Source organism: Mesorhizobium sp. WSM3860 (genome assembly GCF_002294995.1).
Taxonomy (GTDB): domain Bacteria; phylum Pseudomonadota; class Alphaproteobacteria; order Rhizobiales; family Rhizobiaceae; genus Mesorhizobium.
In genome coordinates this window covers 648,751-667,309 of the sequence record NZ_NSGF01000001.1, presented here as the reverse complement: position 1 = coordinate 667,309, position 18,559 = coordinate 648,751, and the positions used below count along the sequence as shown (strand labels likewise).

General features: G+C 64.1%; 17 protein-coding genes. 9 read left to right on the top strand and 8 right to left on the bottom strand.

Annotated features, from left to right (window positions below; translation table 11 throughout):
* Positions 1–7: 7 nt before the first annotated feature.
* The 4 genes from CK220_RS03470 to ugpB all read right to left on the bottom strand — a co-directional run bounded on the left by CK220_RS03470 (position 8) and on the right by ugpB (position 4,219).
* Positions 8–1,090 carry a sn-glycerol-3-phosphate import ATP-binding protein UgpC gene (locus CK220_RS03470; RefSeq protein WP_095810153.1) on the bottom strand — a complete coding sequence of 361 codons (1,083 nt, stop codon included), beginning with the start codon at positions 1,088–1,090 and terminating at the stop codon, positions 8–10.
* Between the two features lie 6 nt (positions 1,091–1,096).
* Positions 1,097–1,945 carry a sn-glycerol-3-phosphate ABC transporter permease UgpE gene (gene ugpE / locus CK220_RS03465; protein WP_095810152.1) on the bottom strand — a complete coding sequence of 283 codons (849 nt, stop codon included), beginning with the start codon at positions 1,943–1,945 and terminating at the stop codon, positions 1,097–1,099.
* An 8-nt stretch (positions 1,946–1,953) separates the two neighbouring features.
* Entirely contained in the window at positions 1,954–2,838 is an 885-nt protein-coding gene (gene ugpA / locus CK220_RS03460; protein ID WP_095810294.1) for a sn-glycerol-3-phosphate ABC transporter permease UgpA, read from the bottom strand.
* 70 nt (positions 2,839–2,908) lie between these two features.
* Positions 2,909–4,219 (bottom strand): sn-glycerol-3-phosphate ABC transporter substrate-binding protein UgpB, encoded by a 1,311-nt coding sequence (ugpB, locus tag CK220_RS03455; protein ID WP_095810151.1) that lies wholly within the window; start codon positions 4,217–4,219, stop codon positions 2,909–2,911.
* 324 nt (positions 4,220–4,543) lie between these two features.
* Here ugpB and CK220_RS03450 point away from each other — a divergent pair, with 324 nt between their 5' ends.
* Entirely contained in the window at positions 4,544–6,985 is a 2,442-nt protein-coding gene (locus CK220_RS03450) for an EAL domain-containing protein (RefSeq protein ID WP_095810150.1), read from the top strand.
* On the opposite strand, the gene CK220_RS03445 is transcribed toward CK220_RS03450, so the two are convergent.
* Positions 6,977–7,666 carry a TlpA disulfide reductase family protein gene (locus CK220_RS03445; protein WP_095810149.1) on the bottom strand — a complete coding sequence of 230 codons (690 nt, stop codon included), beginning with the start codon at positions 7,664–7,666 and terminating at the stop codon, positions 6,977–6,979. The genes CK220_RS03450 and CK220_RS03445 overlap by 9 nt on opposite strands.
* 36 nt (positions 7,667–7,702) lie before the next feature.
* On the opposite strand from CK220_RS03445, the gene argH reads away from it, so the two are divergent.
* The 7 genes from argH to CK220_RS03410 all read left to right on the top strand — a co-directional run bounded on the left by argH (position 7,703) and on the right by CK220_RS03410 (position 15,476).
* A complete protein-coding gene (gene argH, locus CK220_RS03440) occupies positions 7,703–9,103 on the top strand; it encodes an argininosuccinate lyase (RefSeq protein ID WP_095810148.1) in 1,401 nt (466 codons plus the stop codon).
* 72 nt (positions 9,104–9,175) lie between these two features.
* On the top strand, positions 9,176–9,382 hold the full coding sequence (locus tag CK220_RS03435; RefSeq protein WP_066990222.1) for a lipoprotein: 207 nt from the start codon (positions 9,176–9,178) through the stop codon (positions 9,380–9,382).
* Positions 9,383–9,434: 52 nt separating this feature from the next.
* Positions 9,435–10,703 (top strand): diaminopimelate decarboxylase, encoded by a 1,269-nt coding sequence (gene lysA / locus CK220_RS03430; protein WP_095810147.1) that lies wholly within the window; start codon positions 9,435–9,437, stop codon positions 10,701–10,703.
* Positions 10,704–10,742: 39 nt separating this feature from the next.
* Positions 10,743–11,684 carry a threonine/serine dehydratase gene (locus CK220_RS03425; protein ID WP_095810146.1) on the top strand — a complete coding sequence of 314 codons (942 nt, stop codon included), beginning with the start codon at positions 10,743–10,745 and terminating at the stop codon, positions 11,682–11,684.
* A 115-nt stretch (positions 11,685–11,799) separates the two neighbouring features.
* Complete coding sequence (locus CK220_RS03420; protein WP_095810145.1) at positions 11,800–14,397, top strand: TIGR02302 family protein; 2,598 nt, start codon at positions 11,800–11,802, stop codon at positions 14,395–14,397.
* Between the two features lie 23 nt (positions 14,398–14,420).
* Positions 14,421–14,786 carry a glyoxalase superfamily protein gene (locus tag CK220_RS03415; protein WP_095810144.1) on the top strand — a complete coding sequence of 122 codons (366 nt, stop codon included), beginning with the start codon at positions 14,421–14,423 and terminating at the stop codon, positions 14,784–14,786.
* An 87-nt stretch (positions 14,787–14,873) separates the two neighbouring features.
* Positions 14,874–15,476 (top strand): DsbA family protein, encoded by a 603-nt coding sequence (locus tag CK220_RS03410; protein ID WP_245428939.1) that lies wholly within the window; start codon positions 14,874–14,876, stop codon positions 15,474–15,476.
* A gap of 18 nt (positions 15,477–15,494) precedes the next feature.
* Here the strand turns inward: CK220_RS03410 and CK220_RS03405 are convergent, their stop codons facing one another.
* A complete protein-coding gene (locus CK220_RS03405; protein WP_095810142.1) occupies positions 15,495–16,379 on the bottom strand; it encodes a LysR substrate-binding domain-containing protein in 885 nt (294 codons plus the stop codon).
* A gap of 189 nt (positions 16,380–16,568) precedes the next feature.
* Between CK220_RS03405 and CK220_RS03400 the strand changes: the two genes are divergently transcribed.
* The gene (locus CK220_RS03400; protein WP_095810141.1) at positions 16,569–17,519 is read left to right on the top strand and encodes a DMT family transporter; all 951 of its coding nucleotides are present in this window, start codon (positions 16,569–16,571) and stop codon (positions 17,517–17,519) included.
* A 4-nt stretch (positions 17,520–17,523) separates the two neighbouring features.
* Here CK220_RS03400 and CK220_RS03395 read toward each other — a convergent pair whose 3' ends face one another.
* Positions 17,524–17,895 (bottom strand): response regulator, encoded by a 372-nt coding sequence (locus CK220_RS03395; RefSeq protein WP_095810140.1) that lies wholly within the window; start codon positions 17,893–17,895, stop codon positions 17,524–17,526.
* A 75-nt stretch (positions 17,896–17,970) separates the two neighbouring features.
* The gene (gene hpt / locus CK220_RS03390; protein ID WP_095810293.1) at positions 17,971–18,513 is read right to left on the bottom strand and encodes a hypoxanthine phosphoribosyltransferase; all 543 of its coding nucleotides are present in this window, start codon (positions 18,511–18,513) and stop codon (positions 17,971–17,973) included.
* Between the last annotated feature and the right edge of the window lie 46 nt (positions 18,514–18,559).

The following is an 18,559-nucleotide window of genomic DNA, read 5'->3' as shown; positions in this document are numbered from 1 at the left end:
AGCTGGGTCAAAAGGAGGGGCTTGCGCTGTCGAGGCGCCTGCCGCCCTGATCGAACCAGTGCAGCTTCTCGGCTGTGGCGGTGATGCGCAACTTGTCGCCGGGCTTTGCCGTCGTGCGGCCGCCAACCCGTATCACGATCCTATTGCCGGCAGCCGAGCAGTGCAGGAAGCTTTCCGCGCCGACCGGCTCCACGGCCTCGACCGTTGCGGGCAGCATCAGCGCCCCGGATCGGTCCTCGGCATCGGCGACGAGTTCGGCGTCCTCCGGCCTGAAGCCCAGCGTCGCGGCCCGCCCGCCGGGCGGGGCAAGCCCAAGCAACTTTCTTTCCAGCTCAGTTGCAGAGCTCCCTGTGCTCAGTGAGAGCAGGTTCATCGGCGGCGCGCCAATGAAGGACGCGACGAATGTCGAGGCCGGCTTCTCATAGATGTCTAGGGGAGCGCCGGTCTGCTCGACCAGCCCGGCATTCATGACGACAAGCATGTCGGCTAGCGTCATCGCCTCGAGCTGGTCGTGGGTCACATAGACCGAAGTCACTCCGAGCCTGCGCTGCAGGCTCTTGATCTCGACCCGCATCTGGCCGCGCAGCTTGGCGTCGAGATTGGAGAGCGGTTCGTCGAACAGGAAGACTTTCGGATTGCGCACGATGGCCCGGCCCATGGCGACGCGCTGTCGCTGGCCGCCGGAAAGCTCGCGTGGGCGCCGGTCGAGCAGTCCCGACAATTCCAGCACCTTGGCGGTCGAACGCACTCTGCTGTCGATCTCGGCTTTCGGCGTGCCGCGATTGCGCAGGCCATAGGCCATGTTGTCGTAGACTTTCATATGCGGGTAGAGCGCGTAATTCTGGAAGACCATGGCGATGTCGCGTTCGGTCGGACCGATGGCATTGACGATCTTGCCGTCGATCGCAATCGTTCCGGACGAGATGGTCTCCAGTCCGGCGATCATCCTGAGCAACGTCGATTTGCCGCATCCGGAGGGACCGACCAGCACGCAAAGCTGCTTGTCCGGAATGGCGATGGACACGCCTTTCACGGCCTCGACGCCGCCGGCATAGACCTTCCTCACATCATTGAGATCAACCGTCGCCATCGCTGCTCACTTCTCGGATTCGACCAGGCCGCGCACGAACCAGCGCTGCATCAGCACCACGACAAGGATCGGCGGCACGATGGCCAGCATCGCGGTGACCATCACAAGGTGCCACTGGGTATCGGCATCAGCGAAGGAAACCATCTTTTTCAGTGCGATGACGATGGTGTTCATGTCGTTGCTGTTGGTGACCAGCAGCGGCCACAGATATTGCGTCCAGCCATAGATGAAGAGGATGACGAACAGCGCAGCGATGTTGGTGCGCGACAGCGGCAGGAGGATGTCGAAGAAGAAGCGCCACGGCCCGGCGCCATCGACGCGCGCCGCCTCGACGAGCTCGCCCGGGATTGTCATGAAGAACTGCCTGAACAACAGCGTGGCCGTGGCCGAGGCGATCAGCGGGACGATCAGACCGGCATAGGTGTCGATCATGCCGAGGTCGACCATCACCTTGTAGGTCGGCAGGATGCGGACCTCGACGGGCAGCATCAGGGTGATGAAGATCAGCCAGAAGAAGGTCATGCGCAGAGGAAAACGAAAGAACACGATGGCATAGGCCGACAGGATCGATATGAAGATCTTCCCGACCGCGACGCCGAGCGCCATGACCGTCGTGTTGAGAAGCAGCCTGCCGACGCTGACGCCGCCGATGCGCCCGACACCGCCGAACAGGGCCTCGCTGTAATTGTTCCAGAACTGGTCGCCGGGCAGCAGCGGCAAGGGCGGCTTCAGGATCGTCTGCAGCGTCTGCGTCGAGGCCACGAACGTGTAGTAGATCGGAAATGCAACGATCAGAATGCCGAGGATGAGCGCGGCATGGGCGATCAGGATACGCAACGGAGACTGGCCGATCATCGCTTGCCTCAGCCGTAGTGAACCTTGCGTTCCACATAGCGGAACTGGATGGCGGTGAGCGCGATGACGATGACCATCAGGATCACCGACTGCGCCGCCGAGTCCCCGAGGATCAGGTTGACGAAGCCGTCATTGTAGACCTTGTAGACCAACGTCTCGGTGGTCTTGCCCGGTCCGCCGCCGGTGACGGCATGGACGATGCCGAACGTGTCGAACAGGGCATAGACCGTGTTGACGACCAGCAGGAAGAAGGTCGTCGGCGCGAGCAGCGGGAAGATGATGGTCCAGAAACGCTTGGTCTCGCGAGCGCCGTCGATCGCCGCCGCCTCTATCAGGGTCTTCGGCACCGCCTGCAGGCCGGCGACGAAGAACAGGAAATTGTAGCTGATCTGCTTCCATGCGGCGGCGGAAACCAGAAGGATCATGGCGTGACTGCCGTTGAGCAACGGGTCCCAGGCTATGCCGAGACTTCTCAGCACGTAGGATAGCGAGCCGATCGACGGGTTGAACAGGAACAGCCACAACATGCCGGCGATCGCCGGCGCCACCGCATAGGGCCAGATCATCAGCGTGCGGTAGAGCGCTTTGCCGCGCACCACTTTTTCCGCCATTACGGCAAGCAGCAACGCCACGGCCATCGCCACGATTGCGGTGGCAAGCGAAAATGCCACCGTTACCTTGATCGAGTTGAGATAGGCCGGGTCGGCAAGCACTTTGCGGAAATTGGCAAACCAGACGAACTTGCTCTTCAGCCCGAATGGATCCTGCCTCAGCATCGACTGGTAGAGCGCCTGCCCGGCCGGCCAGTAGAAGAAAACCAGTGTTATGGCGAGTTGCGGCGCCACAAGCAGGTAAGGCAGGACTTTGTTGGGGAAAACGACGCGCGGGGTCAGCTTGGTTTCCTCGTCAAGCAAGGATCGCCCGCGCGGGTCCGCGCGGGCGACGTTTCATCCTCGGCCAGGTCTAGTTGCCCAACGCGTCCTTGATCGCCGCGTTGCCGCGCGAGACGGCATTGTCGAGCGCCTGCTGGGCCGTTTCCTGGCCGGCCAGCATCTTCTCGAACTCCTCGTTCTGGATATCGCGCACCTGCGGCAGATTGGGCAGGCGCACACCCTTCGAATTTTCGGTCGGCGCCTTGCCGGTCATCTGCAGGATCGGTGTCTCGCGGCCCGGGTTCTTGTCGTAGAAGCCGGACTTTTTGGTCGCCTCATAGGCGGCCAGCGTCACCGGCAGGTAGCCCGACTTCTGGTGCAGATATTCCTGCACCTCGGTCTTGGAGAGATAGGCGAAGAAGGCCGCGACGCCCTTGTACTCCGCATCGGATTTGCCGCTGAAAACCCAGAGGCTTGCGCCGCCGGGCGTCGTGTTCTGCGGCGCACCCTTGGCATCGCTGTCATACGGCAGTTGGCCGATGCCGTAGTTCATGCCCGACTTGACGATATCGCCGAGCCCGCCCGACGACTCGGTAAAGATGCCGCATTCCCCGGCGAGGAAGATCTGCTTGGCCTCGGAGGTGCGCCCGCCATATTTGAAAGTGCCGTCCTTGGCGAGGTCAGCCAGCGCCTGAAAATGGTTGACGAAAATCGGCGCGTTGATCTTGAGCTCGACGTCGCCGCCGGCCAGTCCGTTCTGCTGGGTCGCCCAGGAAACATTGTTCCAGGCGGCAAAATTCTCCAGATGGATCCAGGTCAGCCAGGTCGAGGTGTAGCCGCAAGGGGCCGCGCCGCTCGCCTTGATCTTCTTTGCCGCTTCCCAGACCTCGTTCCAGGTCTTGGGCGGGTTGTTCACGTCGAGGCCGGCCTTCTGGAAGATGTCCTTGTTGTAATAGAGGATCGGCGAGGAGGAATTGTAAGGGAAAGACAACATCGTGCCGTCCGGCTTCGAATAATAGCCGACTATGCCGGGCAGATACTGGCTCTTCTCGAAGGTCATTCCGGCGCCCGTCAAAACTTCGGCGACGGGTTTGATCGCGCTCTCGGCCGCCATCATGACGCCGGTGCCGACGTCGAACACCTGGAGGATGTCCGGCGCCTGGCCGGCACGGAACGCGGCGATGCCTGCATTCAGCGTCTCGGGATAGGTGCCCTTGAAGACCGGAACGATCTGATAGTCGCTCTGGCTGGCGTTGAAGTCCTTCGATATCTTGTCGACGACCTCCGCATTGGCGCCCGTCATCGCATGCCACCAGCTGATCTGCGTGACAGCGAAAGCGGACGTGGTGGAAAGCAGGGTCAAGGTAGCGGCAACACCCGCCGCGAAGCCGAAGAGCTTCATGTTTCATCTCCCGTTGTGATTGGCGAAAGGGGGGCTTCCGCAGAAGCAGTATGTGTTGCGCATGACAATCGGACAACGATTTTGTTATGGGTCGATGAACATCATCTGATCCTAAAGCAACGTGCATCAATCCCGGGCCGGCAAATTGCTTGCCGGCTTAGGATTTGAGTAACTCGGACCGTGGCGTGCGACAGCCGGCCAAACCTTATCCGTCCCTACAACCTGAGACACACGCTTCGGTTGCAGGCCCACTAATCGATTCTTCAGCCGTCGGGCCTTAATCAATCTTAACTTGATTGATGCGGGAAGATCAGGTGAAGCCAAATGTTGACTGTCTATAATTGCATCGTGCACGAGCACGATCTGAGGTTGGTCGCGCTTGCGGCGCTCATCTGCGGAATTTCGTCCTTCTCAGCGGTCAATCTTCTTCGTCATGTCGAGCAATCGACCAGTCGAAATCGCTACGCATGGCTGATGATTGCAGCCACGGCCACCGGATTCGGCATCTGGGCGACGCATTTCATCGCCATGATCGCCTTCACGCCGGGAATACCCAATGCCTATAACGCGGAGCTTTCCGCGCTTTCGCTGGCCGCCTCCGTAGTTTTGACGGCGGCCGGAATGTGGATCGCCACCATTCGCGGCGGAATTGATCACTACCTTGTCGGCGGCGCGGTGCTCGGCGCCGGCATCGCCGTGATGCACTATACCGGTATGGCGGCATTCGAGGTCCAGGGCAGGATCGTCTGGAACGAGCTGCTCGTCGCTCTTTCGCTGGCGGCGGGCATCACGCTTGCCGCGCTTTCGCTGCTTGTCGTACTTCGCCGCCCGTCGACGCTTACGACCATCGCTGCCGCCGTCTTGCTCACACTGGCGATCTGCACACTGCATTTTATCGCCATGGCGGCGGTCTCGATCTATCCGGACACCTCCATAGAGATCTCAAAATTCACCATCGCGCCGATGTCGCAAGCCTTTGCCGCCGCGGCGGCAAGCCTGGTCATCCTGGTGCTCTCGGCCGCGGCGCTCCGCATCGACCTGCGCTTCCGCCGCCACCAGGCGGAAGCGCAGCGCATGCACGGCTTGGCCAACGCGGCGGTCGAGGGGCTGATCGTCTGCGACGGCAGCCGCATCGTCAGCGCCAACGACAGCATCGCGGCGCTGAGCGGAATCGCGCCCGGCACGCTGAACATGATCACGCTTGGCGACCTCTTCGGCGAACGCATCGCCTCAGCCATCGGCGGCGGCAGCGGCCAGGCGCAGGAAGCCGAGCTGCGCAGCCAGGACGGAACACGCATCCCCGTCGAGCTGATCGCCCGCAGCATCGACTATTGCGGCAAGCCTCACGACGTCGTCGCCGTCCGCGACATGCGCGAGCGCAAGAAGGCCGAGCAGGAGATCCTTCGCCTGGCGCATTTCGATCCGCTGACCGGGCTTGCCAATCGCCGCAGCTTCACCAGCCGGCTCGAGGCTGAGATCGCCACGGCGAGCCTCGACGGCAAGGGCGGGCAGCTCGCGCTGATGCTTCTCGACCTCGACCGCTTCAAGGAAGTCAACGACCTTTTCGGTCACGCCGCCGGCGACGCCGTGCTGCAGAGGGTGGCGCAATGCGCTTCGACCGTGCTCCGCCACGGGCAGATGCTCGCCCGTCTCGGCGGCGACGAATTCGCCATCATCGCCCCGAACCTTCCCGACCCGCAGGCCGCCGGCCGCATCGCCGAGGCGGTGCTTTCCAAGCTGCGCCAGGAGAGCCAACTGTCGCCCGGCGGTGAGTTGGTGTCGGCCAGCATCGGCATTGCTCTTTACCCGCTGGATGCCGACGACCAGGCGGCACTGGTCAGCCATGCCGACACTGCGCTCTACCGCGCCAAGGCCGAGGGCAAGGACACTTATCGCTATTTCGAGGCTTCGATGGGCGCCGAGACGCGCGACAGGCGCGCCATGGAGCACGATCTGCGCCAGGCGGTTGCGCGCGGCGAGTTCCGGCTGGTCTATCAGCCGCAAAAGGAGATCAGCAGCGGCAAGATGATCGGTTTCGAAGCCTTGATCCGCTGGCATCATCCGGAGCGCGGCAACATTCCGCCTTCGGTCTTCATCCCGGTCGCCGAAGACAGCGGCGCCATCGCCCAGATCGGCGAATGGGTGCTGGCGACGGCCTGCGAGGAAGCCGTGCGCTGGAAAAATCCGCTGACCATCGCCGTCAATGTCTCGGCAGTGCAGCTCCACAACCCGAATTTCAGTCGCAAAGTGCACGAGATCCTGCTGCGTTCGGGACTTCCGGCCGGACGGCTGGAGCTTGAAGTAACGGAGCCGGCGCTTATCAAGGATATGCCGCGGGCACTGGCGACCCTGCGGCAGGTCAAGGCGCTTGGTATCCGCGTCGCGATGGACGATTTTGGAACCGGCTATTCATCGCTTTCCAATCTCCGCGCTTTCCCTTTCGACAAGATCAAGATCGACGGGTCGTTCATCAAATCGGTCGACAGGAATGGCCAGGTCGCGGCCATCGTGCGCGCCGTGCTGGGTCTGGGGCGCGGCCTCGGCCTGCCGGTGCTGGCCGAGGGCGTCGAGACGCTGGACGAACTGCGCTTCCTCGATGCCGAAGACTGCGAGATCGGCCAGGGATACTATCTCGGCAGGCCAGGCCCGATCGAAACCTTCAGCGAGCTGACCGGCGTGCCGGCGCCGGCGGCCATGGATGCTGTCGAGGCCCGCGGCGGCAGCATCCTCATGCTCGAGCCGGCCGCCGCGCTGCGCTCAGCTTGATGGACCGAGCGCGGCTTCCACCAGCCGCTTGGCGTCGGGGCTCGACCATTCCGCCGGGCCGTTCATATGTGCGATCAGGCAGCCCTCGGCGTCGATCAGCATCGTCACCGGCAGGCCAAGCGCCAGCCCGCGCGTCTTGGCCTCGTTGAACAGGCCCATCGTCGCATCCCGGTAGTAGCCGAGCGTCTCGATGCCGATCTCCTTCAGGAACTTTTTCGGCTTGGCGTCGTCCCCGGTATCGACATTGACCGCGACGACCTCGAAAGCGTTGCCGCCTTTTTCCTTCTGCAATGCGTCGAGCGCCGGCATTTCGGCGCGACAGGGCGCGCACCATGTCGCCCACAGATTGAGCAGCACCGTCTTGCCGGCATGGTCGGCGATCGTCATCGGCTTGCCGTCGGGTCCGTTGAAGGCGAGGCTCTTCATCGATTGCGGCGGATCCGCCGGCTGCAGCGCCGCGACCTGGCCGACCGCCTTTGCCGCAACCTGCTTGGCCCTCTCGGCCTTCGCTTTGCAGGCGACGTCGTCCTTGCTGCTGCCGGCCGCGGCAACCTGATCCGGCGCGTTGTTGCCAGAACCGCTCTCGCTGACATATACCGCGACCGCGCCGGCCAGCACGCCCGCCACAAGCGCGGCGAGGATGAGGCGCGGGGCCGGGAAGAATCTATTGCCGTCTGCCATTTTCTTAAAAACTGCTCCGGAGCACGGGTTATAGCGATGAGCGACAAGAAGGCCAGCAACCAGATGTGGGGCGGACGTTTTGCCTCGGGTCCGGCCGCGATCATGGAAGCGATCAACGCGTCGATCGCCTTCGACCGCAAGCTCTACGCGCAGGACATCCGCGGCTCGATCGCCCACAGCGAGATGTTGGCTGAAACGGGCATTATTTCGGCGGCCGATCAAGAAAAAATCGCTCACGGCCTGAACACGATCCTGAAAGAGATCGAGGCCGGGAAATTCGAATTCTCGACCAGGCTCGAAGACATCCACATGAATGTCGAGGCGCGTTTGGCCGATCTGATCGGGTCGGCCGCCGGCCGCCTGCATACCGCCCGCTCGCGCAACGACCAGGTGGCGGTCGATCTGAGACTCTGGGTCAAGGAGGAATGCCAGCGCGTCGCCCAGGCGCTGAAGGACCTGATCGCGGCCTTCCTCGAGCGCGCCGAGGAGCACGCCGCGACGGTGATGCCCGGCTTCACCCATATGCAGGCCGCGCAGCCGGTGACCTTCGGCCACCATTGCATGGCCTATGTCGAGATGTTCGGCCGCGATCTCTCGCGTGTCCGCGACGCCATCGAGCGCATGGACGAAAGCCCGCTGGGCGCCGCGGCGCTGGCCGGCACCAGCTTTTCGATCGACCGCCATATGACGGCGAAGGCGCTCGGCTTCCGCGAGCCGATGCGCAATTCGCTGGACAGCGTGTCGGACCGCGACTTCGCCCTCGAATTCCTCTCGATCGCCGCGATCTGCGGCACGCATCTGTCGCGGCTCGCCGAAGAGATCATCATCTGGTCAACGCCGCAATTCGGCTTCATCCGGCTGTCGGATTCCTTCTCCACCGGCTCTTCGATCATGCCGCAGAAGAAGAACCCCGACGCCGCCGAATTGGTGCGCGGCAAGACCGGCCGCATCAACGGCCATCTGGTCGGCCTGCTGACGGTGATGAAAGGCATGCCGCTGACCTACGGCAAGGACATGCAGGAGGACAAGGAATCGGTCTTCGACGCCGCCGAAACGCTCGACCTGATGCTGGCGGCGACCACCGGCATGGTCCGCGACATGACCGTCAACGCCATCTCCATGAAAAAGGCCGCCGGTGCCGGCCATGCCACCGCCACCGACCTTGCCGACTGGCTGGTGCGCAACCTGGGTCTTCCCTTCCGCGAGGCCCATCACGTCACCGGCCGCGCCGTCGCGCTCGCCGAGGAGAAAAAGGTCGGCCTGGAAAAGCTCTCGCTGGAGGACCTCCGCTCGATCCATCCCGGTATCACCGACGGCATCTTCTCCGTGCTTGCGGTGCAGAATTCGGTGAAGAGCCGGACCAGCTTCGGCGGCACCGCGCCCTCGGAGGTGAAGAAGCAGATCCGCTATTGGAAAAAGCGGCTCGCCAAGGCGTGATGCCGGGATGCAATGCGCCGAAAACTCGGCTAAAAGCGCGGCTGGACAAAACAGTTTCGAACGGATGGATCGATGACCCGAGGCAGGATTTTGGTGACGCTCGCGCTGCTGGCGGCGGTTGTCACCGTCACGGCCTGCGGCAGGAGAGGCGGCCTCGATACGCCTTACGAGGCTGCCGTGCAGGCGCGCAAGGATGCGGAGCGAGCCAAACAGCCGCTGCCGCCCGAGCCTGAGAAACCGGTCAAGGACAAGAAGTTCATTCTCGACCCCTTGCTCTAGAGCCGACGAGATCATCGGATCTCATCGCGCTCCAATTTTCGGACCTCTCCCCGTGAACCATTTCGACTATCGCGACGGCGTGCTCTACGCCGAGAATGTGGCAATCCCCGATATCGCCGCCAGCCTCGGCACGCCGTTTTACTGCTATTCGACCGCGACGCTGAGCAGGCATTTCCGCGTCTTCAAGGAAGCGTTTGCCGGCCTCGATGCGCTGGTCTGCTACGCCATGAAGGCGAACTCCAACCAGGCGGTGCTGACGACCCTGGCAAGGCAGGGCGCCGGCGCCGACGTGGTGTCGGAAGGTGAATTGCGCCGCGCTTTGGCCGCCGGCATCCCCGCGAGCAAGATCCTGTTTTCCGGCGTCGGCAAGACCGCTCGGGAGATGGATTTTGCCCTCAATGCCGGCATCCTCTGCTTCAACGTCGAATCCGAACCCGAGCTCGAACTGCTGTCGGCGCGCGCCACAGCGCTCGGCAAGGTGGCGCCCGTCTCGCTGCGCATCAACCCGGATGTCGACGCCAGGACCCACAAGAAGATCTCCACCGGCAAGGCCGAGAACAAGTTCGGTATCCCGTGGCAGCGGGCGCGCCAGGTCTATGCCTGCGCGGCGGGGCTGCCGGGCATCCGGGTGACCGGTATCGACACCCATATCGGCAGCCAGATCACCGAGCTGCAGCCTTTCGACGACGCTTTCGCGCTCTTGGTGGAACTCGTCGGCGTGCTGCGCGCCGACGGGCATGCCATCGAGCATGTCGATCTCGGCGGCGGCCTCGGCATTCCGTACCGCATCGACAACAGCCCGCCGCCCCTGCCCGACGCCTATGCCGAGATCGTCCGCAGGCACGTCACCCCGCTCGGCCTGAAGGTGATGTTCGAGCCTGGCCGGCTGATCGTCGGCAATGCCGGCATCCTGGTCTCGGAAGTCATCTATGTGAAGGAAGGCGACGCCAAGAATTTCCTCGTCGTCGACGCCGCCATGAACGACCTGATCCGGCCGACGCTCTACGACGCCTTCCACGACATCAAGCCGGTGGTGCAGCCGCCGGCCGCCACGCCGCGCATGAAGGTCGATATCGTCGGGCCGGTCTGTGAGACAGGCGATTTCCTCGGCCTCGATCGCGACCTCCCCAGGCTGAAGTGCGGCGACCTCATCGCCGTCGGCACCGCCGGCGCCTATGGGGCGGTGCAGGCCGGCACCTACAACACCCGGCTGCTGGTGCCGGAAGTGCTGGTCGACGGCGACCGTTTTCACGTCGTGCGGCCTCGCCAGACCTATGAGGAGCTGATCGGGCTGGATTCATTGCCCGAGTGGCTGAAGTAGAAGCACGATGGTGCGCCCCCGCGCTCAAAGGAGCAAGCCATGCTGGAGACTGGAGCTATCACGCGCGATCGCATCGCCGCGGTGGAGCCGCATATCCGCCCGTTCGTCCGCCACACGCCGGTAATGCGCGTCGACATGGCTGATTTCGGCCGCCCGGCCTTTCCGGTCGACCTGAAACTTGAATGCCTGCAGCATTCCGGTTCGTTCAAGGCGCGCGGCGCCTTCACCAACCTGCTCGAGCGGCAGGTGCCCGAGGCGGGTGTGGTCGCCGCCTCCGGCGGCAATCATGGCGCCGCGGTCGCCTATGCCGCCATGAAGCTCGGGCACAAGGCCACCATCTTCGTGCCCGAGGTCAGCCCGCCGGCAAAGCTCGAGCGCATCCGCGGCTACGGCGCAGAGCTGGTGGTCGGCGGTGCGCGCTATGCCGAGGCGCTGGCCGCCAGCGAGGATTTTGCCGAAAGAACCGGCGCCCTGCAGATCCACGCCTTCAACCAGGAAGAGACGCTCATCGGCCAAGGCACCCTCGGCCTCGAGATCGAAGCCGATCTGCCGGAGATCCACACGCTGCTTGTCGCGGTCGGCGGCGGCGGCCTGATCGGCGGCATCGCCGCCTGGTTCGCTGGCCGCATCCGCATCGTCGCCGTCGAGCCCGAGGGCGCGCCGACGCTTCACCGCGCCTTCGAGGCCGGCAAGCCGGTCGATGCGCCGGCCGAGGGCATCGCCGCCGATTCGCTGGCGCCGAAGCGCGTCGGCGAAATGATGTTCCCGATCGCGAAAGCCTTCGTCGAGGGCTCGATCCTGGTCAGCGACGACGACATCGTGGCGGCGCAGAAAGCGCTCTGGGACCGCACGCGAATCATCGCCGAGCCGGGCGGAGCCGCTGCCTTTGCCGCGATGCTTTCCGGCCGCTACGCGCCGGCTCCCAGCGAGCGCGTGGCCGTCCTGGTCTGCGGTTCCAATACGAATCCCGCGAATTTCTGATCGTAAAGGCGGCGAAACCCTTCACAGATTTTGGAACCCGCCTCGCCTTCGCCGTGTTTGGTGTTATCCTCTGCTCATGAGGTCCGGGCTATCCTTGCCCGGGCAGGAAGGGCCGATGACGGAACGACCCATTTCCAGCGGCGAACGCGGTCTGGCCGGGCGCCTTGCCCTGAGCCGGCTGGCGACGCGGGCCTCGATGATCTTCGAGCGCGGCTGGCCGTTGCTGCTGCCGCTGGCGGTGGTCGCCGGCCTGTTCCTCAGTATCTCGTGGCTGGGCTTGTTCCAGCGCCTGCCGGATCTGGCGCGGATCGGCCTCCTGATCCTCTTCTCCATCTCAGCGCTGGCGGCGCTCTTTGCGCTGCGCTTCTTCCGCATTCCATCCGCCGCCGAGGTCGACCGGCGCATTGAGGCAGCGAACGAGCTGCTGCACAGCCCCGTCCAGGTGCAGACCGACCGGCCGAGCGGCGCAGAGAGCCTCTTCTCGCAGGCGCTGTGGCGCGAGCACCAGAAGCGCATGGCCGAGCGGCTCTCCAGCCTTGGCGCCGACAGGCCGCGCACAAGCGTGCCGGATTACGACCGCTGGGGCCTGCGGGCCGTGGTGGGGCTGCTGTTCGTCACCGCCTTTGCCTTCTCGTTCGGACCTTTCGGCGGCAGGATCAGCGACGGCTTCGTCGCCGGCGCCGCGCGCGATACCGTGCCGCCGCGCATCGATGCTTGGGTGACGCCGCCGTCCTATACCGGCAAGCCGCCGCTGTTCTTGACCGCCGACGTCAACCAGGCCGCGCAGGTCTTCAGCGTCCCGCAGGGCAGCGACGTCTCGCTGCGCGTCACCGGCGGAAGCGGCGAAGAGACGCTGAGCTATGCCGACGCGAACGGCAATGATCGCGCCATCGAGCCGGCTGCGCCGAAGGGCGCCACGCCAGCCGCGGCGCAGCCGGGGTCCCCGGCCGGGCTCAAAGTGCGCCAGTTCTCCGGCAAGCTGAACACCAACGGCACGCTGCGGCTCAAGTCCGGCGAGGACGACCTCGGCCACTGGGCTTTTGCCATCATCCTGGACAAACCGCCGGCGATCCGTTTCGTCGGCGAGCCGAAGCGTGCCGTCAATGGCGCCATCGAGCTCAACTACCAGATCGACGACGACTATGGCGCGGCCTCCGCCAAGGCCGTCTTCGAGCTGTCTGACCCACCGCCGGCCAATGCGCATCCGCTCTATGGCCCGCCCGACATGCCGCTGACGCTGCCGCGCCGCGGCGGCAAAGCGAACGCGGCCAAGACGACCAAGGATCTGACCGAGCATGTCTGGGCCGGCAGCACCATCAAGCTGACGCTCACCGCCACCGACGATGCCGGCCATACCGCCACCAGTGAGACCAAGACGCTGGTGATGCCGGAGCGGCCCTTCTCCAATCCCCTGGCCCGCGCCGTGATCGAGCAGCGCCGCCTGTTGGCGCTCGACACCAACGCCAAGCCGCGCGTGCTCGACCTGATGGACGCGATCACCCTGCGCCCCGAGGATACTTTCGACAACATGTCGCATTACCTCGCGATCATGAGCGCGAGGAGCCGGCTGAAACTTGCCGAGAACGACGACCAGCTGCGCAACGAGGTGGCTTATCTGTGGGAGATCGCGCTCGGCATCGAAGAAGGCAATCTGTCGGCCGCCGAGCGCCGGCTGCGCCAGGCGCAGCAGGCGCTACAGGACGCCATCAAGAACGGCGCCAGCGACGAAGAACTCGAAAAGGCGATGAAGGAACTGCGCGAGGCGATGAACCAGTTCCTGCAGGAATTCGCCCAGCGCGCCCAGCAGAACCCGAACGCGCCGCAGATGCAGCAGAACGGTCGGGAACTGCGCCAGAGCGACATCAACCGGATGATGGACGAGATCGAGAATCTCGCCAAATCCGGCGACCGAGACCGGGCCCAGCAGTTGCTGTCGGAACTGCAGGACATGATGAACAACCTGCAGGCCGGCCGCCAGCAGCAGGCTGGCGAGCAGGACAGCGAGATGCGCCAGCAGATGGACAAGCTGGGCGAGATCATGCGGCGCCAGCAGGAGATGATGAACGATACCTTCCGCCTCGACCAGATGCAGCGCGGCGATCGGCAGCGCGGTGCAAATCGCGACGAGCAGCTGGGCGAGGATGGCGAGCAGTCGCAGGATGGGCAGAAGCCCGGCGATGACCGCGACCCGCTCGGCCGGCCGAAGCAGATGACGCCGCAGGAATTCGCGGATGCGCTGAAGCAGCTGCAGGAGGGTCAGGGCCAGCTGCAGAGCGAGCTCGACAAGCTGAAGAAGGGCCTCGAAGGCATGGGCATGCAGCCCAATGAAGGCTTCGGCGAGGCCGGCAAATCCATGGGCGATGCCGAGCAGGCGCTGGGCGAAGGCGAAGGCGACCAGGCGGTCGGCCATCAGGGCCGTGCGCTGGAGGCGCTGCGCCGCGGCGCCAAGGACATGATGAAGCAGATGCAGGCCATGCAGGGCGACGAGGGCGGCAGCGAACAAGGCGGACGTCAGCAGGACGCCGACCGCGACCCGCTCGGCCGGCCGCGCGCCACGAAGGGCCCCGACGACGGCAACTCGGTCAAGGTGCCCGACGAGATCGATGTGCAGCGCGCCCGCCAGATCCTCGAAGCGATCCGCAAGCGGCTCGGCAACGCGCTCAGCCCGGACATCGAGCGCAGCTATCTCGAACGCCTGCTCGAATTGAAATAGCGCCCACGCCGGTCACCACCGCCATGCCGAAGCTTGGAACCGTCACCCCGATCCTGCGCATGTTCGATATCGTCAAGGCGCGGGAGTTCTACCTCGACTTCCTCGGTTTCGAGGTCCGCTTCGAGCATCGCTTTGACGAAAACGCGCCGCTCTACATGGGCATCGTCCGCGACGGCTGCGAGCTGCATTTAAGCGAGCACCATGGCGACGGCTCGCCCGGTGCGAATGTCCGCATCGAAACGGCCGGCCTCGTTGAGCTGCATCGCGAATTCAAGGCCAAGAACTACCGCTTCAACAAGCCGGGCCTTGAGAAGACGCCTTGGCAGACGAAGGAGGTCACGGTGAGCGATCCGTTCGGCAACCGCCTGACCTTTTTCGAAAGAGACTGAGCCAGCGGGCAGCCGCAGGGCGCTCCCGGCTCACGCATTGCAGGCCGCGCGTCCTGCCGGTATCGTCATCACCGCGAGGACATGGCGATGATCGACTTCTGGTTCTCCATCGGCAGCACCTACACCTATCTTTCGGTGATGCGTCTCGCCGAGGTCGCGGCTGAGACCGGCATCGAGTTCCGCTGGCGACCCTTCAATGTGCGCGCCATCATGATCGAGATGGACAACATTCCCTTTGCCAAGAAGCCGGCGAAGGCCGCCTATATGTGGCGCGACATCGAGCGCCGAGCGGCGATGTACGGGATGGTGCCGAAACTGCCGGCCCCCTACCCGCTGGCCGAGCTCGAACGCGCCAATCGCGTGGCTCTCATCGCGGCGCGCGAGGGCTGGTGCGAAGCCTATGCTCGCGAAAGCTACCGGCGCTGGTTCGAAATGGGTGAGCCAGCGGATAGTGAGCCGAACATTTCGGCGAGCATCGAGAAAGCCGGACAGACAGCGGAGCCGGTCCTTCGGCGGGCCGACAGCGATGACGCCAAGGCCGACCTCGCGGCCGCGACGGAGCAGGCGAAGGCGCTCGGCATCTTCGGCTCGCCGAGCTTCGTCGTCGACGGCGAGCTGTTCTGGGGCGACGATCGCCTTGAGGATGCCATGCGCTGGCTCAAGCAGATGGAGAGCGGACCGCCGGATTGAGCCGACCGTTTTCGTAAGTCAAAGACTGACCGTTGCCTGTGCCTGCCTGGTCAGCATGAAAGCCTCGCGGATCGCGTTCTCCATGCCGTCGATCGCTTCGCCAGTCGCCAGCGGATTGCGGTGCAGCACCACATTCGAGGAATCGATGTCACCGAAGCCGTCGGCGGCGGTCAGCTCGCGGCAGTCGGGCGGGATGTTGCTGCGCGAGATCGGTGCGATCGCCAGGCCGGAAGTGACCGCCAGCGTCAGGCCGCCATTGGTGTCGCTGGTGTAGGCGACGCGGTAGTCGAGGCCGCGCTGCTGCAGCGACTTGATCGCGAAGTCGCGGCACCAGCCGGTGCGGCTGTAAAGCGCGATCGGCACCGGCCGTTCCTCATGCATGTGGTGCAGCATCGACGTCACCCATACCGTGGGGTCGTGCATCAGCACCTCGCCGCCGGAAGAGCCTTCCCACTCGAACACGACGGCGAGATCAAGTTCGCCGGCCGCAAGCGCCCTCACCTGCGAGTCCGAATGGGCGTAGCGCACCGTGACTTCCACGCGCGGGTGGCGTTTGGCGAATTCGCCAAGTGCCCGCGATAAGATCGACCGCCCGTATTCGGCTGGAATGCCGATGCGCACCAGTCCGCCGAGCGGCGGCGCCACCAACGATGCCGCCGTCTCGTCGAGCAGCGAGACGATGCGGCGGGCGTTGGCGATGAGTTCGCCGCCGCGACGCGTCAGCGCCACCCCGCGCGAGCCGCGCTCGAACAGACCGTCGCCTACCATGTCCTCCAGCTTCTTCATCTGCATAGAGACCGCCGACTGGGTGCGCCCGGCCTTTTCGGCCGCCTTGGTGAAATTGCCCGTCTCGGCCACCGCCACGAAGGTGCGCAGGAGGTCGCTGTCGAGGGTGGGCTTCATCGGATGCCGCCATAAGAAATTTTGATTGCTGGTATCATTCCAATTCGTTTGCAACATGTCAAACGCCGCAGGATAGTGCTCTACCCATTGGATATGCGGCCGTGAGATTCGGCCGCGGACCAATTCGAAGAGTCCTCACTCGTGCCCGCTGCCCGAAACGGTAGCGGGCTCTTTTTCGCTGGAACGAACATGCAGAACCGGATGGTGCTTGGCATTGTGAGCCTCTGCCTCGGCGTTCTCGTCTTTTCGTTGCAGGACCCGCTGGTGAAGGCGGTTTCGGGCAGCTACCCGGTGACGGAAGTGATGGCGATCCGCGCCCTCGTGGCGCTGCCGATCCTGATCGTTATCGTCCAGGCCGATGTCGGCCTGATAGCCTTGCTGTCGAAACGAGCGGGCATGCTGACGCTGCGCGGCTTCATCCAATTCAGCTCCTACACCGTCTACTATCTGGCTATTGCCGCCCTGTCGCTGGCCGACGCGATAGCGCTCTATTTCATGGCGCCGCTCTTCATCATGGCGCTTGCAGGGCCCTATCTCGGCGAGCACGTCTCCTGGCGGACGCTGACGACGGTGCTGATCGGCCTGGTCGGCGTGGTCGTGATGCTGCGGCCGGGCGCCGGATTGTTCGACTGGGCAGCACTGCTGTCGCTTGGCTCGGCATCCCTCTACGGCTTCTCGCAGCTGATGGCGCGCCGGATCGGCGAGACCGAATCCTCCACCGTCATGGCCTTCTACCAGAATGGCGCCTATCTCACCGGCGCTGTAGCGGTCGCCGCGATGTTTCATCTTGCCGGCATCACCCATGCGGGCCACCCGAGCCTCGATTTCCTGGTGCGGCCCTGGGTCTGGCCGGCGCTGCCGGATTTCCTGAAGATGGCCGCTTGCGGCTTCGTCGCCTCCGCCGGCATGATCTTGCTGTCGCAAGCCTACCGGATGGCGCCTGCCAACCGTGTCGCCACATTCGAATATACGGGCATCCTCTGGTCGCCGCTGTGGGGCTTCCTGTTCTTCGCCGAAGTCCCGCGGTCAACGACGGTGCTGGGCGCGACGCTGATCATCGGCGCCGGTCTGGTCGCACTCAATGGTGAGCGCCGACGCAGCGCAGCGCCTGCAATCGCAGCGACCGGCGATGCTGTCTAAACAGTCAGGCGAAGCAGCTTAATGCCCGTCCGACGCGGGCGCGTATCTCGGCAAGCGTGAACGGCTTCTGCACGACGTCGAGGATGATGCCGTTCAATTCCTCGGCGCGCTCGCGCTGGTCGGCATAGCCGGTCATCAGCATGATCTTCATCGTCGGAAACTGTTTTGCAGCCGCGGTCGCCATCTCGATGCCGTCCATCTCCGGCATGCGGATATCCGACACCACGAGATCGTAGCTGCCGCGCTGCTGGCGGATCAGCGTGAGCCCCTGCGCGCCGTCGGCGGCGATGGTGACACTGTGCCCGTCACGCTCCAGCGCGCGGGCAGCGAGGGTACGGACGGATTCATCGTCCTCGACGATCAAAAGCTTTGCCATGCCGAGATAGATGCCGCCGAAACGTTGACGTTTTCTGAAAATTTGAAACGCCCGTGCGGCCTTTTCGGTGCGGCCTTACTTGTCCCCTTTCACGATCCCGACAAACGGCAATTCCCGGAACGCATGCGCGACGTCCATGCCATAGCCGACGACGAAATAATCGGGGCAGTCAAAGCCGACATAATCGGCGTTGAGCGTGGTCTGGCGGCGCATGCGCTTGTCGAGCAGCACGGCGATGGCGCAACTCCTGGCGCCGCGCGACAGCATCAGGTCGCGGGTGAAGGAAAGCGTCTTGCCGGATTCGAGGATGTCGTCGATCAAAAGTACGTCGCGGCCGGCGACCTCGTTGTCGATGTCGCGCAGCACCTTGACCTCGCCGCTTGTGGTGCCGGCGCCGTAGCTGGAGATGAAGATGAATTCGACCTCGGGCGACAGTCCGACATCGTGCATGGCGCGGATGAGATCGGCGGCAAACACGAACGAGCCTTTCAGGATCGAGATCACAAGCAGGTCGTGATAGTCGCGTCCGGCGATGTCCTTGGCAAGCTCGAGATTGCGCCGGGCGATCGCCGATGCCGAAAACAGGACCTCGATGTCCTTGCCGCGTACAACTGGCATAGTTTCTTCCTTCAGAATCACCTGCAACGCCGGAACGGTTAGCTGT